The sequence below is a fragment of the Halostagnicola sp. A56 genome (genome assembly GCF_000691505.1).
Classification (GTDB): Archaea; Halobacteriota; Halobacteria; order Halobacteriales; family Natrialbaceae; genus Halostagnicola.
The window spans coordinates 102,419-121,173 of the sequence record NZ_JMIP02000014.1; the positions used below are offsets into that span (position 1 = coordinate 102,419).

19 protein-coding genes, 1 tRNA gene and 3 pseudogenes are annotated in these 18,755 nt (G+C 62.0%); 18 read left to right on the forward strand and 5 right to left on the reverse strand.

Features of this window, described 5'->3' with window-relative positions; all coding sequences use genetic code 11:
• Positions 1-53: 53 nt before the first annotated feature.
• The 3 genes from EL22_RS02290 to EL22_RS02300 form a co-directional block, all read right to left on the reverse strand.
• On the reverse strand, positions 54-1,205 hold the full coding sequence (locus EL22_RS02290) for an SPFH domain-containing protein (protein ID WP_050049974.1): 1,152 nt from the start codon (positions 1,203-1,205) through the stop codon (positions 54-56).
• Positions 1,206-1,361: 156 nt separating this feature from the next.
• A complete protein-coding gene (locus tag EL22_RS02295) occupies positions 1,362-2,861 on the reverse strand; it encodes a glycosyl hydrolase family 28-related protein (protein ID WP_050049975.1) in 1,500 nt (499 codons plus the stop codon).
• Between the two features lie 369 nt (positions 2,862-3,230).
• Positions 3,231-3,303 (reverse strand) — tRNA-Gln (locus EL22_RS02300).
• Between the two features lie 727 nt (positions 3,304-4,030).
• Between EL22_RS02300 and EL22_RS02310 the strand changes: the two genes are divergently transcribed.
• The 8 genes and pseudogenes from EL22_RS02310 to EL22_RS18375 form a co-directional block, all read left to right on the forward strand.
• On the forward strand, positions 4,031-4,525 hold the full coding sequence (locus tag EL22_RS02310) for a hypothetical protein (RefSeq protein WP_050049977.1): 495 nt from the start codon (positions 4,031-4,033) through the stop codon (positions 4,523-4,525).
• A gap of 236 nt (positions 4,526-4,761) precedes the next feature.
• Positions 4,762-5,124: a helix-turn-helix domain-containing protein gene (locus tag EL22_RS02315; RefSeq protein WP_050049978.1), complete on the forward strand. Its 363-nt coding sequence runs from the start codon at positions 4,762-4,764 to the stop codon at positions 5,122-5,124.
• Positions 5,124-5,387 carry a hypothetical protein gene (locus EL22_RS02320; protein ID WP_050049979.1) on the forward strand — a complete coding sequence of 88 codons (264 nt, stop codon included), beginning with the start codon at positions 5,124-5,126 and terminating at the stop codon, positions 5,385-5,387. Before EL22_RS02315 ends, EL22_RS02320 begins: the two co-directional genes overlap by 1 nt.
• A gap of 109 nt (positions 5,388-5,496) precedes the next feature.
• Positions 5,497-6,222, forward strand: a complete 726-nt coding sequence (locus EL22_RS02325) for an SCO family protein (protein ID WP_050049980.1) — start codon at positions 5,497-5,499, stop codon at positions 6,220-6,222.
• Complete coding sequence (locus EL22_RS02330; protein WP_050049981.1) at positions 6,223-6,795, forward strand: TlpA disulfide reductase family protein; 573 nt, start codon at positions 6,223-6,225, stop codon at positions 6,793-6,795.
• The gene (locus tag EL22_RS02335; RefSeq protein WP_050049982.1) at positions 6,792-7,457 is read left to right on the forward strand and encodes a cytochrome c biogenesis protein CcdA; all 666 of its coding nucleotides are present in this window, start codon (positions 6,792-6,794) and stop codon (positions 7,455-7,457) included. Before EL22_RS02330 ends, EL22_RS02335 begins: the two co-directional genes overlap by 4 nt.
• Before the next feature lie 314 nt (positions 7,458-7,771).
• A pseudogene (locus tag EL22_RS02340) lies at positions 7,772-8,659 on the forward strand (trans-sulfuration enzyme family protein); the annotation flags it as partial.
• A 476-nt stretch (positions 8,660-9,135) separates the two neighbouring features.
• Positions 9,136-9,363: pseudogene (locus EL22_RS18375) on the forward strand (hypothetical protein); the annotation flags it as partial.
• Positions 9,364-9,489: 126 nt separating this feature from the next.
• Here EL22_RS18375 and EL22_RS02345 read toward each other — a convergent pair.
• Together EL22_RS02345 and ribH are read right to left on the reverse strand one after the other, a co-directional pair.
• A pseudogene (locus tag EL22_RS02345) lies at positions 9,490-10,637 on the reverse strand (pyridoxal phosphate-dependent aminotransferase).
• Positions 10,634-11,116 carry a 6,7-dimethyl-8-ribityllumazine synthase gene (gene ribH / locus EL22_RS02350; protein ID WP_050049983.1) on the reverse strand — a complete coding sequence of 161 codons (483 nt, stop codon included), beginning with the start codon at positions 11,114-11,116 and terminating at the stop codon, positions 10,634-10,636. Before ribH ends, EL22_RS02345 begins: the two are co-directional and overlap by 4 nt.
• Before the next feature lie 154 nt (positions 11,117-11,270).
• On the opposite strand from ribH, the gene EL22_RS02355 reads away from it, so the two are divergent.
• From EL22_RS02355 to nuoK, 10 genes are all read left to right on the forward strand, one after another.
• Positions 11,271-12,509, forward strand: coding sequence for a 5-(carboxyamino)imidazole ribonucleotide synthase (locus tag EL22_RS02355; RefSeq protein ID WP_050049984.1), 1,239 nt, complete (start codon positions 11,271-11,273; stop codon positions 12,507-12,509).
• 26 nt (positions 12,510-12,535) lie between these two features.
• On the forward strand, positions 12,536-13,174 hold the full coding sequence (locus EL22_RS02360) for an AIR carboxylase family protein (protein ID WP_050049985.1): 639 nt from the start codon (positions 12,536-12,538) through the stop codon (positions 13,172-13,174).
• A 184-nt stretch (positions 13,175-13,358) separates the two neighbouring features.
• A complete protein-coding gene (locus EL22_RS02365; RefSeq protein WP_050049986.1) occupies positions 13,359-13,772 on the forward strand; it encodes an NADH-quinone oxidoreductase subunit A in 414 nt (137 codons plus the stop codon).
• Entirely contained in the window at positions 13,769-14,473 is a 705-nt protein-coding gene (locus tag EL22_RS02370; protein ID WP_050049987.1) for an NADH-quinone oxidoreductase subunit B, read from the forward strand. Before EL22_RS02365 ends, EL22_RS02370 begins: the two co-directional genes overlap by 4 nt.
• On the forward strand, positions 14,470-16,125 hold the full coding sequence (locus tag EL22_RS02375; protein ID WP_050049988.1) for an NADH-quinone oxidoreductase subunit D: 1,656 nt from the start codon (positions 14,470-14,472) through the stop codon (positions 16,123-16,125). Before EL22_RS02370 ends, EL22_RS02375 begins: the two co-directional genes overlap by 4 nt.
• A complete protein-coding gene (locus EL22_RS02380; protein ID WP_050049989.1) occupies positions 16,122-17,213 on the forward strand; it encodes a complex I subunit 1 family protein in 1,092 nt (363 codons plus the stop codon). Before EL22_RS02375 ends, EL22_RS02380 begins: the two co-directional genes overlap by 4 nt.
• The gene (locus EL22_RS02385; RefSeq protein WP_049952191.1) at positions 17,210-17,671 is read left to right on the forward strand and encodes an NADH-quinone oxidoreductase subunit I; all 462 of its coding nucleotides are present in this window, start codon (positions 17,210-17,212) and stop codon (positions 17,669-17,671) included. The genes EL22_RS02380 and EL22_RS02385 overlap by 4 nt, the downstream gene beginning before the upstream one ends.
• Positions 17,668-17,943, forward strand: a complete 276-nt coding sequence (locus EL22_RS02390; RefSeq protein ID WP_050049990.1) for an NADH-quinone oxidoreductase subunit J — start codon at positions 17,668-17,670, stop codon at positions 17,941-17,943. The genes EL22_RS02385 and EL22_RS02390 overlap by 4 nt, the downstream gene beginning before the upstream one ends.
• The gene (locus EL22_RS02395) at positions 17,940-18,452 is read left to right on the forward strand and encodes a hypothetical protein (protein ID WP_050049991.1); all 513 of its coding nucleotides are present in this window, start codon (positions 17,940-17,942) and stop codon (positions 18,450-18,452) included. Before EL22_RS02390 ends, EL22_RS02395 begins: the two co-directional genes overlap by 4 nt.
• On the forward strand, positions 18,449-18,754 hold the full coding sequence (gene nuoK, locus EL22_RS02400; RefSeq protein WP_049952188.1) for an NADH-quinone oxidoreductase subunit NuoK: 306 nt from the start codon (positions 18,449-18,451) through the stop codon (positions 18,752-18,754). Before EL22_RS02395 ends, nuoK begins: the two co-directional genes overlap by 4 nt.
• Position 18,755: the final 1 nt, after the last annotated feature.

The window sequence follows — 18,755 nt, forward strand, 5'->3', positions numbered from 1 at the left end:
CGCGAGCGGTTGAGGTCCTCTCCACGACCGGCGGTAGTCCCCCTCGTGAGCGGCTAATCGTCCGTATCGCTATCGGCACCGGCCGTTTCGGGTTCGGCGTTCGGTCCCCCCACCGAGCCCTTCCCTTCCTTGATCGCCCGGGCTTGCTGTTCCATCGCTTCGACGTCCATCTCGGCTTGCTCGTCGATCTCGCCGATGATCTCGGCGATGTCGTCGAGGCCGATCAGTTCGCGGGTCTCTTCGTCGAACTCGAGGCTGTCGAGTTCGGTGCCGTCGGACTCGACGTCGCTGCCGGTGAGGTGTTTGCCGTACCGACCCACCATCGAGGTGAGTTCCTGGGGCAACACGAACGTCGTGGAGTCGCTCTGGCCGATCTCGGTCAGAGTGTCCATCCCCTTGTCGATAACCGCTCGCTCGCCCATCGATTCAGCCGACCGGGCGCGAAGGACCGTCGAAATCGAGTCACCCTGGGCCTCGAGGATCTGACTCTGTTTTTCACCCTGCGCGCGGATGATTTGGCTCTGTTTGTCACCTTCCGCTTTCTCGACGGCGCTGCGACGTTCACCCTGGGCCTCGAGGATCATGGCGCGGCGTTTGCGCTCGGCGGAGGTCTGCTGTTCCATCGCACCCTGGACCTCTCGAGACGGCGTCACCTCGCGGACTTCGACGCTCTCGACGCGAATCCCCCACTCGTCGGTCGGCTCGTCGAGTTCGGTCCGAATCCGCTCGTTGATGCGCTCTCGCCGACTGAGGGTATCGTCGAGTTCCATGTCGCCCAAAACGGCACGGAGGGTGGTCTGGGCGAGGTTCGAGACGGCTCGCTTGTAGTCGTCGACCTCGAGGAACGCGCGCTTTGCGTCCATCACGCGGATATAGACGACGGCGTCGGCGGTCACCGGCGAGTTGTCCCGCGTGATCGCCTCCTGGGTCGGCACGTCGAGCGTCTGGGTCCGCATATCGAACGAATACACTCGAGAGACGAACGGCGGAACGATGTTCAGACCCGGCTCGAGGAGCTTTCGGTACTCGCCGAAGACCGTCAGCGCACCTCTGTCGTAGGCGTCGACGATTTCGACCATCTGCCAGACGGTGACGATCGCCAGCATGAGGACGAGTCCGCCGGCGAGGGCGACCCCCGAAACGTCCTCGAGTTGGAGCGGAACGGATCGAACGGTAATGAACGGTATGAGTTCGGGAGCGTACATATCCTAGGACAGGAGGGGCGCACGAATAACCCTTGGCCTGATATCACATCCCAACCCTTCGCAAACGGGAACTCGAACCCCAATCGGACGAAGAATAACAATTTCCGACAGTATCCGAGGACGTGTTTGCCGAACCAATGCAATCGCTCGAACGTCTCAAGACGAGTACCACGCTTGGGTCTCCCCCTCGACATCGACCCGCGTCCCGACGTCGTCGAACGCGATGCCGCCGTAGGCCACGCTGCTGTCGGGGCCGACGTAGATGCCGACGGTCCCGCAGTCCGCCGCTCGAGCGGCCGTAAGCGTCGCGTCGACGTTCTCTCGGAACCGAAACGCCTGATGGTCCGCCCCCGTCGCGGTCACGGTGCTCATCTTCAGGTCGTCCATGTCGTCGAAGATGATCGCGTTCGTAAACGGTCCGTCGACGGTGACGTTCGAGATCGCAGCGCCGTCGAACCCGGCGGCGTACAGCCCCGATCCGGCGGCTCGATCGCCGTCGTCGGTTTTGATCGTCGTGTTACTGATCGTCAGCGCACGTCGGCCGCTCTCGAGTTGGCCCAGCGTGATCCCTCTCGCGTTGTCGATACACGACACGCCGTCGATTTTCAGGTCCGAAACGACCTCGCCGGAGTCTGCTCTGATCGCCGTATACTGACAGCCGGTGATGTAGCCGTCCGCGATCGTGATCGACTCGTTGGTCCCGTGGTGGAGCTGGACGCCGTACTCGGGGCTGTTTTCCGGTTCGATCGCGAAGTTCGTGAGGGTGCAGTTCCTCGTCGGCGTGTCGTCGTCTTCGGCGAGACTGTACTCGCTGCCGTCCCACACGCCGTTCCAGGACGCCCCCGAGTACTGCGCGTCGAACTGCACCGGCGCGTCCGAACCGCTCTCCCCGCCTCGAGTCGCCCAGTAGCCGTCGACGACGACGTTTTTCGACGAGACGACGTCGATGTGGTGGTTGTAGGTGTAATCACCGTAGATGTTCTCCAGTCGGACGTTTTTCGCGTGTGCGGGCATGATTCCGGTCGTCTCCGGGGTGTCGATCCGAACGTTGCAGATTCCCCAGTTCGACGCGCCGTCGTACCCGCCCGCGTCGTATCCCCGATTGGAGATGAGCGCTCTCCCTTCCTCCCCGTCGGGTCGTACTCCCTCGAGGGCCGTCGAGCGACCGGCGCCCACGACGATCGTGTCGTCGCCCACCAGCGGCGTCCGCTCGAGGAGGTATCTGCCGGGCGGGAAGTAGACGATCCCGCCGCCGGCCTTGGCGACCGCCTTGAAGAGTTCGTGGACCGCTTGTCCGACCTCGGTCGTCCCGTTGCCCTCGATGCCGTGGGCCTCGACGTTCCAGACGGGGGTCTCCGCGGTGCGCCCGTGGACCGCGTCGACCGTCTCGAAGTGACTCGTTCCCGGGACCGGCTGGTCGGCGCTCCCGCGGCCGCCGAAGTGGATCCAGTCGCCGCTCGAGGCGTCCCAGCGCCAGGTGATCCGTTGGTCGGTCGCATGGTAGAGTTCGTCGTCGTACTCGCCTTCCGCGGGGCGCTCGACGATCGGACCGTGGACGATCGTCCGTCGATCGACCGCTTCGACCGTATCGGTGTGGTCCCAGTCGTCGCCCTGCTCGAACGTGCCCAGTCCGAGACGAGGTGTCTGATCCGCCACGGTTACTCCGCTCCGTACCTCCGACCGTACGCAGTGCCGTAGCCAGATCGGCTTGTACACCCTGCGAGAGCGACGTAACTGCCCGATACTGTCGCGAGGACCTCCCGCCGCCGCAACGCAGAACCATTCATAATTCAGTCCAGTCAGGTTCTTTATAAGAAGGTTGTGGAACTGCCTACCCGTCGGTTCCGCCGTCGCTACGCAGGGTATCTGGGAGACGGGCCTCGAGCGGGTGTCCTCGCGAACTATCTCTTGAAAACGGCTCTGTGTGGCGAGTCGCGTGTATACTGTAACGACGCAAACGGATCGGTACAGCGAGTAACGCGTCAAACGGACGATCCGACTCGGGGATTCGAACTTCCGAGTTGATAGTCCCGGGCAGATTCGAACTGCCGTCCTGAGCTCCAAAGGCTCAGATGATTGGCCACTACACCACGGGACTTCGCTCGCAACTCTCGGTTAGCAACAGAACGGCTTATGAGTTATGTTTGTCCGTCACCGAACGGCGAAGACACTGGGAAGACGACAACAGCGAGTCCCTCCGGACAGCGCGGTTCGCACTCTCGCGGTAGGGGGCTCGTTCGGACGATTCTCGAGAATGTCCACTCGCTCATCGACGGCGTCGAACCGGACGCGAACGATGCTCGACTCGGTATCGTGTCCCAACTCGGTGCTGTTCCTCAACTCGGTGCCGTTCCCAACTCTGTATCGTCCACCGGAAGGCAAGCCGATCTGGCGATGACGGCCCGCCGGTCGACGATCGGTACACCGCTGACGACGCGGCGTCACCCCTCCCTGAAACGAGTTCGGTATCGGTCGCGATGTATCATCGGCACGAAGGCCCCTTTCAGAGTCGCTACGGTCGAGCAACGGACTCGTCGATTCGCTGAGTCAGCAAATCGGAGGTGGTGACTTCAGAGAGTCGTCCCTCGGTTCAGTTAGATGACCGAGAAAAGCTATCCGACTCGAGGCTATCCGGTCGAACTTGGCGCAGCGATCTCGTCTCCGTTCGAAACGCCGCGGGTTGCGATGGGCTTCGTTTACGCGAGTGTCGCGTTACTCTCGTCCGACGATACCGTGGTTCGTGGCACCGGAGTTGTGGTATTGTTGTTTTCTCTCAACTGGGTGAATCGTCTCGACCGGCGTACAATCGGAACGGGGGCGTCGAAATGATAGCCGGTAGCTTGCTCCGATCGATCCGATCGGACCGACGAGCGATGGGATGGGGTGTAGCCGCTGGAGTCGGCGTATTCGCGCTATTCGGTCTCGTCACCGGACTTATTCCGAACCCGCTGTACGTGCGAATGGTCCCGCGGACGCCGACCGACTACCTGTTTCTGATTCTGACCGCGGCACTGGCGGGCGTCTACACCGCACAGCGGGTCGTGACTCCGGGACCGGAATCCGATCTCGAGGAGACCGCCGGGGGAGAACCCGACGAGTTAGCGAACGAAGACCGCTGGGTTTTCGGCGGTCTCGTCGGCGGATTCCTCGCGGTCGGCTGTCCGGTCTGTAACGTCGCCCTGCTCGCGCTGTTCAGTTCGTCGGCGCTCATGACGTACTTCGATCCGCTCCGACCGGTGCTCGGAGTGCTTTCCGTTTCGGTGTTGATCGGACTCATCTATTCTCGCCACAAACGGTCGTGTCAGCGCTGTACACCCTGACGCGGTCGTATTGTACACCCTGACGCGGTCGTATTGTACACCCCAACGCGGTCGTATTGTACACCCCAACGCGGTCGTATTGTACACCCCGACGCGGTCGTATTCCTCTAGGGATCGTTTCGGTACAACTCCGGTGGCCGCGATCTGAGCCTCGAAACCGCATATAAGACGATATTGGTGTTTTGCTGAACCAGCAAATCGTGGCCTATTTGGCGTTCAAAGACGGGATTTATCGTGTGCAACACGGAGGTCCCTCGAATTCGGCGGAGATATTCCAGATCCTCGCAGACGAGTACGCGCGGGAGATCCTCCTCACGGCTGATCGAGATGGACCGATGACCGCGAAGGCGCTCAGCAAGGAGTGTGACGCCTCGCTCGCGACCGTCTATCGCCGGGTCTCGAAACTACAAGACCACGGCCTCATCGAGGAACGACGAACGGTCGACTCGGATGGATCACACCGTAGCGAGTTCGAAACGGCGCTCGAGGAACTCCACATGGAAATCGCCGACGGAGAACTATCGCTGGCGATCGAAACGAGAGACGAACTTGCCGACAACTTCACGTCGCTGTGGAGCGGTATCCGGGGTGACGAGTGATGGAACCGTCGTTTCTACTCGCCAAACTGTTCACACTCGTTCTCAGCCTGTTCGTCGCGTATCTGGCGTATCACGGCTATCGGAGAAACGATCAAACGCCGATGCTATACGTTTCCGGCGGGTTCGTCTTCATCGGTGCCGGTGCGATCTGCGAGGGACTCATCTACCACGTATTCGGGACGACAATTGCATCTGCTGCCCTCGTTCAGGCAGTTATCGTCTCGAGCGGTATGGTGCTTATTCTGCTGTCGCTGACGAAGTAATCCCAACCGTTGCTCGTTCGCCACTCTCGAGCGACGATTGTCGCTTGCGGTTTCGCTGACCCAGCGAATCGCCGGTTTGAATTTACGACATCCACCGCAACGTCAACCTATGAATCGGCGTCGGTATCTCCAATCGATCGGTGTCTCGAGCATCGCCGCCGCTGCGGGGTGTCTCGACTCGCTTCCGGACAGTGACGGCGCTCGTGCGGGAACCAGTGAAAATAGCGATCGAAAACGACCCGACGGAGTGGTTCTCGGACCGCCAGAGCAGGACCTGAGCGAGGCGTCACACCCGAGTTACGGTGACGACGTTCCATCGGTTTCGGTTCCCGATCCGCTTTCCGACCAGACCGTTTCGACCGATCAGTTCGAAGGTGATCGATCCATTCTGCTGACGTTCTTTTACACGTCGTGTCCCGACGGCGTTTGTCCGGCGTTGCTACTGCGGTTACGACGGGCACAGGAAGCAGCGGCCGAACGGGGCTACGGCGATTCGATCGCTTTCCTCGCGATGACGTTCGATCCCGAACGGGACACCGAGAGCGTGTTGGAAACGTACGCTGACGAACAGGGAATCGATGACGACGCCGAGAACTGGCACTTCCTCCGGCCGGAACGATACGACGACGGCGAGGAGATCGTGACCGAACAGTTTGGATTACCGCTCGAGAAGCGGGATGCCGACGAGTACGAGAATCTCGACTACATGTTCCCTCACTTTGCCTATATTTTTCTCGTTAACGAGCGGGGACTCGTCGAACGTGTCTATCCGGACGGCGCGACCGTTCCGCCATCGGAGGTAGTGGACGACCTTGAAACGGTGGTGAACGGATAGATGCGACGACGAGACGTGCTTACCGGTGTGGGAAGTCTGGGTATCGTCGGCGGAGCCGGGGTATTGGCAGTTCGTGGCCTACCGTCGTTCGACGGAATCGACGGCTCGGAAGACTCGGACGGCGGCGAAGCGACGACTGCTGACCCGATGACGATCGAGACGGTCGACGCACCGGGCAGCCAGGCCGGTGAAGTTCGCGTTCCGGCGACCGATCGAGCGACGTTCATCGATTTCTTCGGAACGTGGTGTCCGCCGTGTATTGAGCAGATGCCCGCGCTCGCTGCGGTCAACGAGCGCCTCGGTGACGATGTGCTGTTCATATCGGTCACGAACGAGGCGATCGGCTCGTCCGTCACCGAAGAAGAACTCGTCGATTGGTGGACGAAACACGACGGAAACTGGCTCCTCGGACTCGACCCGACCGCGGAACTGACAGCGCAGTATCTCTCCGGGGGGTATCCGTCCGCCGTCGCGATCGATTCGTCCGGGCGGGTTCAGTGGTCGGATGCGGGCGTCAAGACCGCCGACGAACTCGTGGCGGGAATCGAACTGGCGCTCGAGGCGGAGAGATGATCGACGCCTCACTGCTGTCGACGGTCGCTTTCGCGCTCACCGCTGGCCTTGCGACCTTCTTCAGCCCCTGTGCGTATCCCCTGTTGCCCGGATACGTCGGATTTTACGCCAGCCGGACTGACGGGGAGAACGCGTCGATCGTCGGGGCGACCGTTCGAGGCGTCGTCGCGGGTATCGGTGTCTTGGGCACGTTCGCTGTCCTCATCGGTGGGACGTTCTGGCTGGGTCAATCGATAATCTCGCGGCTGACGATCTTCGAGTCACTCGTCGGCGGGCTGTTAGTGGTCTTCGGTGTACTCGTTCTGGTTGGTCGCGCGCCCTCGCTGTCGGTTCCACTGCCGGAACGGCGCTCGAGCGCCGTCGGGTTCGGGGTTTTCGGCGCGGGGTACGCGCTTGCGGGAGCCGGGTGCGTCGCCCCCGTCTTTCTCGCAGTCGTTGCTCGGTCGGTGTCGCTACCGACGGAGACGGCGGCTCTCGTCCTGATAACCTACGTCGGCACCGTCGTCACCTTGATGGTCGCGGTGACGGTCGCGACCGGGATGGGCCTCGTGGCGAGTGCGAGTCGGTTCGCCGCCTATTCGGGTCACTTGAAACGGCTGGCGGGCGGAATGATGATCGCCGCTGGGTTCGGGCAACTCTATCTGGCACTGATCGTCTACTGAGCTAATCACCGGTCGGGAGGAACTGGGGGCGACTTACGTGGCGTCCGGTTCGAGTTTGGCCTCAGCCCGCGCGTGAACGGGTTTCGATCGTACCCGGCTAATACTGTAGGACTATTCACTCGTTCACGCGAGCAAGACGCTTCCCTCGGAGCATACAACGGGTAGCAACCAACGACTCGCTGACCCACGTCCGAGGCGGATTTGGGTTTCTGGCCACCCTCGCCGGGAACTTCACGCCTATCCCTCGCGACTGAAAACGTTCCTGTGAGCACCCCGCTAAATCGGGCCCGGGCGGGTCCCGTGGAGAGTATTCGATGACACGACACAACAACCAATCCGACGGGAATCGATTCGCAACCATCGCAGTCGGCGCAGCCGAAACCCATCCTCACAGAGGTGGAACGAACGATGTCATCCCGCCGATCCACCTCTCGAGTACGTTCGAGTGGACCAGCGGACAGGACGCCAATGAACACGACTATTCGCGCGAGAGCAACCCGACGCGGGCAGCCCTCGAGGAGCAGTTAGCCCGCCTCGAAGGCGGCGAGCACGGATTGGCGTTCGCCTCCGGAATGGCCGCCACAGCGACGACGATGCTGTCGCTGGTCCCTCCGGGAGGCCACGTCGTCTCCTCGGACTCCATCTATAGCGGAACTGAAAAACTGCTCACGGAACACGTGGCTGGACATCTCGGCGTTGTCATCGACTTCGTCGACGCGCGTGACCCCGATAACGTCGCCGATGCGGTCAGCGCGGACACCGACTTGATCTGGGCAGAAACACCGTCGAACCCCTTGATCAGGGTGTGCGATATCCAAGCGATAGCCGACATCGCCGATGATCACGATATTCTGTTCGGCGTCGACAGCACCTTTGCGAGTCCGTACTACCAGGCCCCGCTCGAACTGGGTGCTGACCTCGTCGTTCACAGCACCACCAAGTATCTCAACGGACACTCCGACTCGATCGGCGGCGCCGTTGTCACCGACGATAGCGCGGTTTTCGAGCAATTGGCGTTCGCACAGCGGGTCGGGCTCGGGAATATGCTGTCGCCGTTCGACTGCTACCTCGTTTCTCGAGGCATCAAGACGCTGCCCGCACGGATGGAACACCACGAGCGGAACGCGATGGCAGTTGCCCGGTTCCTCGAAAGCCATGGCCGGGTCGCACGTGTCTCCTATCCGGGTCTTGAAAGCCACCCGACGAGATAAAGAACTCGTTCCAATCGGCTCTTGTTTTCTCGCTTCCGACGGGTTTGGCTGTGCGCGAACTCCGGTTGAGAGATTCGTACGACGGGTCGAACCAACAATGCGGAAGAGATTAGAATCTGGCAATAATTAGTGTATTGTCCACGCTAATGTCCCTGCATCATTATGTTTTGCTCCTCTATCTTGGATAATTATCTGGATCGATCACAGATACTTCCCATGTCCCTTCATTCGTCCGCGTTACCCGTACAGGCTGGTCTTTCACGCGGCCCTCTTCACCGACCAATCCAAGCGCCCGAAGTTCGCTCTTCGGGAGCACAACACCGCCCGACGTTCTACCAACTTGAACCAACTGATGGATCGGCATGTCTACATTCCTAACAGGCACTGAATCTGTTTAAACATTAGTCTCACCAGTACGAGACTATGATATTCCTGATTGCTATCTCCTTTCTCGAGTCCTATCGAGTATGGGTTCTGAAGACCCTCCACCCGACGAGAAGCGTATCGACGAAGTCTATCACGATCGCAATCTGCTCGTGATCGGCTTCGCGAGGCTGGCCGCAATCGGGTGGCCGGGTTCCGCAGGCTGGTATCTACACGAAGGCTGGCCAGTGATCTGGATCGAAACACCCGCTGGACAGACTTCGTGGCACATCACTCCGGACCTGACGGATGTCCTCGAGCGGTCCTCACTGCTCGAGCATGTCTTAATAACGATTATGACCGGCTCCCGGACATCGGTTCTCACCGGTCAGGAGAGGCCTATCCGTGACATGCGTGTACTTTCGAACACTGTGCCGGTCGAATACCCTCGTTCGCCGTTACAGGTAGCCTTCCTCGACCAACCGGCCGATCCCTTCGCGAAGCCGTTCCTCGCTCGCGGCGTAGGAGATACGGGCGTAACCCGGCGTGCCGAACGCGCTGCCGGGAACCGTCGCGACGTGGGCGTCTTCGATCGCGCCCTCACACCACGCCTGATCGTCTTCGTCGACCGGGAGCATCATATAAAACGCGCCTTCGGGAACCGCCACGTCGACGCCTTCGTCCTCGAGCAGTTCCACGACGAGGTCTCGGCGGTGCTCGAACGCCTCGGTCATCTCGACGACCGCCTCGTCGGTGTTCGCGAGCGCCTCGAGACCCGCGTGCTGGACGAAGTTGACGGCCGAGGAGACCGAGTGGCTGTGGAGTTTGCCCGCCTGATCGACCAGTTCCTCGGGACCGGCGAAGTAACCCAGTCGCCAGCCGGTCATCGAGTAGGCCTTCGAGAAGCCGTTGACGGTGATCGTCCGGTCGGCCATCCCCTCGAGGGTGCCCAGGCTCGTCGCTCGACGCCGTAGGTGATCTCCTTGTAGATCTCGTCGGAGATGACGGTGATGTCGTGTTCGACGGCCAGATCGCGGACGCCCTCGAGCGCCGCGTCGGAGTAGACCGCGCCGGTCGGGTTTGACGGCGAGTTGACGATCAGCAGTTCGGTGTCGTCCGAGACGGCATCGCCGAGGTCCTCGAGCGCCGGTTCGAGTTGGAAGTCGTGTGCGGAGAGGTCGACCCGAGTGAGGTCGCCGCCGGCCATCTTGACCATCGCCTCGTAGGAGACCCAGGCGGGGTCGAGCAGTGCGACTTCGTCTCCATCCTCGATCAGTGCCTGCACGATCTCGTACAGCGCCTGCTTCGCGCCGGGGGTGACGATGACGTTCTCGGGCCCGTGATCGAGGCCGTCGTCGGCCAGTTTGTCGGCGATCGCCTCTCGGAGCTCGAGGATGCCCGCGGAGGTCGTGTAGCCGGTGTGGCCGGCGTCCATCGCGTCCTGTCCGGCCTCGATGACGTTCTCTGGCGTCGGGAAGTCGGGTTCGCCGACGGAGAGGTCGACGACGTCTTTGCCTTCGGCCTCGAGTTCGGTCGCGAGCGCGGAAATCGCGAGCGTTGCTGACGGTTCGACTCGGGTTACGCGGTCGGTGAATTCCAGGGTCATTGGTGATCTCCGTTTGAATCGGTGTCTACGTCTGAATCGGTGTTCCGATCGGGACCGTCGGTGTTCGGGTCCGAATCGGGAAGTTCCTCGACGAGGTCGAGCGCGCTGTCGACTGCTTTCGCGGCGTTCTCGACCCGTTCGCGCGCTTCTGCGGCGGACATACCGGGACCCGTTACGCCGAGTGTAACGGGCGTGTCGCGCTCGAGGCTGACGTCGGAGAGTTGCTGGGCCGTCGCGTCGGTGATCACCTGATCATGATCGGTATCGCCGGTGATCACCGCGCCGACGACGACCACGGCGTCGATCGCCTCACGGCGGGCGAGCCGGTCGGCCGCCAGCGGCGCGTCGTACACGCCGGGGACCTGAACGGTTCGGTCGACCGTCGCGCCCGCCGCGCGTGCGGCTTCCAGCGCCTCTCGTTCCATCTGCTCGGTGATCGGGCGGTTGAACTCCGCGACCACCACTCCGAGCGCGGTCATACGCCAGCGGTAGTGAGGGCGGGTAAAAGAGGTACCGTTCTCGCGCGACTTCGAGGCGGTTCGAACCGAGGTCGATCCGTGTCTACTGACCGGGCGTCGATTGACCCTGGCCGATTGCCAATCCTTAAGCGGAGTCGCGGACAACCGCCGCTCGATGACGACGTTACAGTCGCCAGGACCGACGCTCGGGGTCGTCGGCGGCGGCCAACTCGGACGGATGCTCGCCGAGGCGGCCGGCCCGCTCGGCGTCGACGTGATCGTACTCGATCCGACGCCGGATTGTCCCGCGGCATCGCTCGCTCGAGACCAGATCGTCGCCGACTTCGACGACGAAGCAGCGATTGCCGAACTCGCAGACGGGGCCGACGTACTGACCTTCGAGATCGAACTCGCCGATCAGGACGTCTTAGAGCGCGTGAGCGAGGATACCGGAACGCCGGTTCACCCGAAACCGTCGACGCTCGAGACGATCCACGATAAGCTCGTCCAGAAGCGCGAACTCGCCGACGCCGGGATCCCGGTCCCGCCGTTTCGCGCCGTCGAGGACGCGGCCGACGTTCGGGCAGCCATCGACGACTACGGCGCGCCGGTGATGCTCAAGGCCCGAACCGGCGGGTACGACGGGCGTGGCAACGTCCCCGTCGACTCGAAAGCTGATGCGGAGACGGCCCTCGAGTCGGTCGCCGGACCGGCGATGGTCGAGTCGTTCGTGAACTTCACCCGCGAGGTGTCGGTCATCGCCGTCAAGGGCGACGGCGAGACGGCGACGTTCCCCGTCGGCGAGAACGTCCACGAGGAGGAGATCCTCCGCGAGACGCTGGTTCCCGCCCGTTCGGACCCCGAAGTCCGAGCGCGAGCGACGGAACTCGCGACGAACGTACTCGAGGTGATGGACGGCCGCGGCGTCTACGGGATCGAACTGTTCGAGACCCGCGGCGGCGACCTATTGCTCAACGAAATCGCGCCCCGCCCGCACAACTCCGGGCACTGGTCGATCGAGGGCGCACAGAGCTCGCAGTTCGAGCAACACGTTCGCGCCGTGTTGGGCTGGCCGCTCGGTTCGACGGCCCTTCGCTCTCCGACAGTCTCGACGAACCTGCTCGGCGATGTCGACGAGAACCAGGAGGCGACCCTGCACGATGTCGACCGAATCCTCGAGACGCCGGCGGCTCATCTCCACTGGTACGGGAAAGCGCAGGCCCGACCGCTCCGGAAGATGGGCCACGTGACGGTCAGTTCGGGCGACGCCATCGACTTCGAGTCGTCGACGACGGACCGGTCGACGACCGGGGGCGACGATTCTGCGCGCGAAAGAACGGACGACGACCTCCTCGAGTCCCACCTCGAGACCGCTCGATCCCTGCGAGATGCGGTGACGTTTCGGACGGACTAACTACCTCGAACGCGGTAGCCTCGGTAATGGCAAAATCCGTGACAGCCCTCATCGACCGGCTTCGAGAGGAAGCGACACAGGACCGCCCGGCCGAAGAGACTCCGGACATCGGCGTCGTCATGGGGAGCGATTCGGATCTCGAGGTGATGATGACCGGCGGTCGCCGCCCCGGCGCGTACGACGCCCTGGTCGAAGAACTCGATTTCGCCGAACAGACCGACTACGAGAGCGCTCCGGAGGAGCGGTTCACCTTCGAGACGTACGTGACCTCCGCGCATCGAACGCCGGATCTGATGGCGGCCTACGCGGAGACGGCGGAGGCACGCGGGATCGAAGTTATCATCGCGGGCGCGGGCGGGAAGTCGGCCGACCTCCCGAACATGACGGCGTCGATCGCGTACCCGCTCCCCGTCATCGGCGTGCCGGTTCAGGAGAAGTCCGTCGACAGCGTGATCGGGATGCCGACGGGTGCGCCGCTCGTCGCGGTTGACGCGGGAAAGTCGTTCAACGCCGCCTTATCGGCCGCCCAGATCCTCGCACGGCAACACGAGGACATCCGAGACCGACTCGTCGCCTACCACGAGTCGCTCCAATCGGAGGTTGGAACGGTGTCTCGAGCCCTCCACGACGACGGTGTCGCGGCGTATCGGTCCACTACTCAGTAAAGATCCGGTCGAGCCGAGTCGGGCGGCCAACGACTCATTACCATTGGGTCTCGGTCAGGAGCTATTTGTGGACGATTGTTCGTCGCTGAAACCCATCCGTACGGCCGTCTCCGTGCAAATCAACCGGAAAGCGCAAGAATCAACCCTTATATGCGTGCGGTTTGAACCTGCGAACGTTACGGAGATGAATGAATGGATCGCTGTGGGGATGCTAGCGCTCGTGGGATTACTGATTCCGCTCGCGATGATGGCGGTGTCGTATCTCATTCGGCCAAGCGTTCCCGAAACGAGCAAACGCGCCACCTACGAGAGTGGCGAGGTCCCGACCGGTGGGACACGCATTCGGTTTAACATCCAGTATTACATGGTCGCACTTCTCTTTCTCGTCTTCGACATCGAAACCGTCCTCCTGTTCCCGTGGGCGGTCGTCTATCTGGATGCCGTCGAATCGGATGCCGTGTCGCTTCTCGAGATACTCGGTCCGATGCTGGTGTTCGTCGCAATCCTCCTCGTCGGACTCGCCTGGGCGTGGCGCAGCGGTGCAGTACAGTGGGCACGAAGCCCGTACCAGGTCGAAACTGAGGCTGATCGACCATGAGCAACGAACCACGCCAACAGATACACGACAGTACCGCACCCTCGACCGACACCCGAGACGCACGGATCGGCGAGGGGCTCGATAACCGATTCAACTCGAAGCTTCGGGAGGCCTTCGGCGCGTCGCCGTTTATCCTCACGAAGTTCGACCAGTTCATGAACTGGGTCCGCGGGAACTCGATGTTCATGCTGCAGTTCGGAATCGCGTGCTGTAGCATCGAAATGATGTCCACGTACGCGATCAAACACGACATCGATCGCTTCGGTGCGGGCGTTCCCCGGGCGTCGCCGCGACAGGCCGACGTGATGATCGTCCCCGGAACGATCGTCTCGAAGTTCGGCCCGCGGATGAAACGCGTCTACGATCAGATGCCCGAACCGAAGTTCGTCGTCGGCATGGGATCGTGTACGATCTCCGGCGGCCCCTTCCAGGAGGGCTACAACGTCGTGAAGGGTGCCGAGGAGATCATTCCCGTCGACATCCACGTGCCGGGTTGTCCGCCGCGGCCGGAAGCGCTCGTGTACGGAGTTCTAAAACTCCAGGAACGGATCAAAAACAGCGAATCGTCCCCCGTCGTCGTCAAACCGTACGAACTCGAGCAGTTCGGCGACCTACCACAGGACGAACTCGTCCAGAAACTGGCCAGTGAGATCGATGAGGACGACCTCGTCATGCGATACAACTGGGCTGATTCACCATGAGCACGGACATCGAACCGCCACGAACCGCAGAAACCACCGAGGACGAACTCGAGGCGCTGATCGGCGATCGCGCGATCGCACGCGACGATCACCTGAACGCGCCGGGATTCGTCATCAACCCCGACGACGTCCAGGACGTCCTCGCGGATCTGCGCGATGAAGCCGGGTTCGACCACCTCTCCTGTCTCACCGCACAGCAGTACGAGGACCGGTACGAGTCGATCTACCACATGAAAAAGTACGTCGACCCGACCCAGGAGGTCAGCGTCGTCGTCCCGACGACCCTCGACGAACCGACGAGCCAGTCCGCGGAACCGGTCTTTCGGACCGCAGACTGGCACGAACGCGAGGCGTTCGACCTGGTCGGCATCGATTACGAGGGCCACCCGGACCCGCGTCGGATCCTCCTGCCGGAGACCTGGCAGGGCCACCCGCTGAGTCTCGACTATGATCAGACGAAACCGCAGGTCGTCACCCTCTCGGAGTACGAGAACCCGATTCAGCCGGACCACATCGACTCTGAGTCAGACACGATGTTCCTCAACGTGGGGCCACACCACCCGGCGACCCACGGCGTCTTGCACATCAAGACGGTGCTAGATGGCGAGACAGTCCTCGACGTCGATCCCGACATCGGCTATCTGCACCGCTGTGAGGAGCAGATGTGCCAGCAAGGGACCTACCGCCACCAGATCATGCCCTACCCGGACCGCTGGGACTACGTTTCCTCCGGCCTGCTAAACGAGTGGGCGTACGCTCGAGTGGCCGAGGATCTCGCGGATATCGAAGTTCCAGAGTACGCGCAGGTCATCCGGACGATGGGTGCGGAACTCTGTCGAATCGCCTCGCACATGCTGGCGCTCGGGACCTTCGCGCTGGATGTCTACGGCGACTTTACGGCCGTCTTTCAGTACGCCTTCCGCGACCGCGAGGTCATCCAGGACATTCTCGAGGACCTGACCGGTCAGCGGCTGATGTTCAACTACTTCAGACTCGGCGGCGTCGCCTGGGATCTGCCCGAACCTCGCGAGGAGTTCATCGCACAGACGCGGGACTTCCTCGACGAACTCCCGGCGAAGGTCGACGAGTACAACGACCTGCTCACGACCAACGAGATCTTCCAGATCCGCTGTGTTGACACCGGGATTCTCGAGCCCGAAGTCGCCAAAGAGTACGGCTGTACGGGCCCCGTTGCACGCGGTTCGGGGATCGACTACGACCTCCGTCGCGACGACCCCTACGGCTACTACGAAAATCTCGAGTGGGACGTCGTCACCGAGGACGGCTGTGACAACTACAGCCGGGTCCTCGTCCGGATGCGGGAAGTCGAGGAATCAGCGAAGATCATCGAACAGTGTCTCGACTTGATCGAGGAGTGGCCAGAAGACGAACGGGAGGTTCAGGCCAACGTGCCGCGGACGCTGAAACCTGATCCCGATACCGAAGTGTACCGCGCCGTCGAAGGCGCGAAGGGCGAACTCGGAATCTACATCCGATCGGACGGGACGGACAAGCCCGGCCGCTTCAAGATTCGGAGCCCGTGTTACCACAACCTCTCGGTCTTAGAGCAGATGGTACAGGGAGAGTACATCCCTGACCTGGTCGCCTCCCTGGGCAGCCTGGATATCGTCCTCGGCGAGGTGGATCGATGAGCCGGGGCGCGCCCGAAATGGTATTACAAGTGGGCGAGCCAATGCTCCCCGAGCGGATCGGTGACCTCACCGGACTCGGCGAGTTCGGTGTGGCGGGCGAGCTGATCGCCGCGTTTCTCGCGGCCTTCATCGTCGGCAACTTGATGCTCGCGATGACCGGCCTCGCCGGGCCGTGGGCGAAACGGAAGATCACCGCCGCCTTCACTGACCGGATCGCGGTCAACCAGATCGGCCCGGCCGGCGTCGGCATCATCGTTGCCGACGCGGTTCGATTGCTCTCGAAGGAGAACATCATTCCCGAAAATGTCGACCGACCGGCCTACGACGTCGCACCGATCGTGGTCGCCTCCTCGGCGATGCTCGGGTTCGCCGTGATCCCGATGGGAACCGGGATTCAACTCGCGGATCCCGAGGTCGGGCTGGCGTACGTCTTCGCCGTTTCGGGCATCGCGAGTCTCGGACTGGTGATGGCGGGCTACGCATCGTCGAACAAGTACTCGCTACTGGGCGGGCTTCGCGCGGTCGCACAGAACATCGCCTACGAGATTCCGCTGGTCGTCACGGGGATGTCGGTCGTGCTCTTCGCAGGATCGCTACAGATGAGCACGATCGTCGAGGCACAGTCGCAGGCGCTGATCGATCTCGGGGTCGTCTCAATTCCCCAGTGGTACGCGCTCGTCAATCCCTTCGCGTTCGTGTTGTTCCTCATCGCGAACTTCGCGGAGGTCGGGCGCAACCCCTTCGACACGCCGGAGGCACCGACCGAGATCGTCGCCGGCTATCAGACGGAGTACTCCTCGGTCTACTTCGTCCTGATCTACCTCGGGGAGTTCTTACACATCTTCCTCGGCGGTGCGATCATCGCGACGATCTTCCTCGGCGGACCGGCCGGACCCGGACCCGCGTTCTTAGGAATCGTCTGGTTCCTGCTCAAGATCTGGGGCGTCTTCATGATGACCCAGTGGCTCCGCTCTGCGGTGCCGCGGGTCCGGATCGACCAGTTGATCGAAATCGGCTGGAAGGGCCTGCTGGTCCTTTCGTTCGCGAACCTGTTGCTCACCGCGATTATCGTGGGGCTGATAGCATGATTGGGATACTCAAATCGATGGCAACGACGATGAAACACGCGCTGGATGGCTCTACGTTCACCGTGGAGTATCCCGAAACTGCGCCGGATGTCTCGCCGCGGTTTCGCGGCGTCCACAAGTTCAGTCAGGAACGCTGTATCTGGTGTCGCCAGTGTGAGAACGTCTGTCCAAACGATACGATTCAGATCGTGATGGACGACAAGCGAAACGGCGAACAGTACAACCTCCACATCGGCCAGTGTATCTACTGTCGACTCTGCGAGGAGGTCTGTCCCGTCGACGCGATTTTGCTCACCCAGAACTTCGAGTTCACAGGCGATACGAAAAACGACCTCGTCTACAACAAAGAACAGCTCAAGGCGGTCCCGTGGTACAAGGACATCGACCCGCTCGAGTCCCGAGAACCCGATCGGGGCGCGTGGATCGGCGAGGGCGAAGGGGAGGTCGATTACCAATGATGGAAACGATCGCCTTCGCGTTGTTCGCGGCCATTACGCTCTCGAGCGCACTGGGGGTCGTCCTCTTCGAGGACCCCTGGCACTCGGCGCTCGCACTCGGTATTTCGCTGTTGAGCGTTGCAGTGTACTACATCATGCTCGCGGCGGAGTTCGTCGCGATGATGCAGATCCTCGTCTACGTGGGTGGCGTGCTCATCCTCATCACGTTCGCCGTGATGTTGACTCAGGACGAGACATCCGATATCGACGAGACGGAGGTGAGCCAGTCGTGACGACGCGTCCGAAGCTACGACTCGGCAAGACCCTCGTCCCCGGTCTGCTCGCAGTGGCCCTGTTCGGCCTGATGGCCGCAGTCGTGTTCAACACGACGTTTTCCGGATCGCTGCAAGGGTTTTCCGGCGTCTCATCGATCACCGCCGAAATCGGCTACGCGCTGTTCGATCTCGAAGCCTTGCAGCCGACCGAGGGGCCGATGACGAACACCGAACCGTTCCTCGTCTCGTTCCTCTTGATCGCGATCGTACTGGACGCCGCACTCGACGCCGCGCTCGTCCTCGCCAAACGCGAAGACGAGGGCCAGACGGTCGCGGCGCTCTCGAGTGCCACGGCAGACGCGGAACCGGGTTCGACGCAGGCGGGAACCAGCCGTGGCGGGAATCTCGGAGCGGCGACCGACGGTGGCGAGCGCTTTCGGTCTGACTCGGAGCCGTCGACAGACGACACGACGGGCGAACCCGCCGATGGCGACGCCCGCTCCACTGACGGAGGTGAGAGCGCGTGAGCGTCGGGATCGAGCACTACGTCCTGCTGTCGATGGCCCTGTTCTGTATCGGGCTGTTCGGCGTGCTCACGCGGCGGAACGCGTTGCTTTTCTTGATGTCCGTCGAGTTGATGCTCAACGCGGCGAACGTCAATCTGATCGCGTTCTCGTTCTATCACGGCAACCTCACGGGACAGGTGTTCGCGCTGTTTACGATGGCGCTGGCGGCCGCGGAAGTGGCCGTCGGCCTCGGCATCATCCTGGTACTGTATCGCAACTTCCGTGACGTCGACGTCACGGTCCCGTCGACGATGAGGTGGTAAG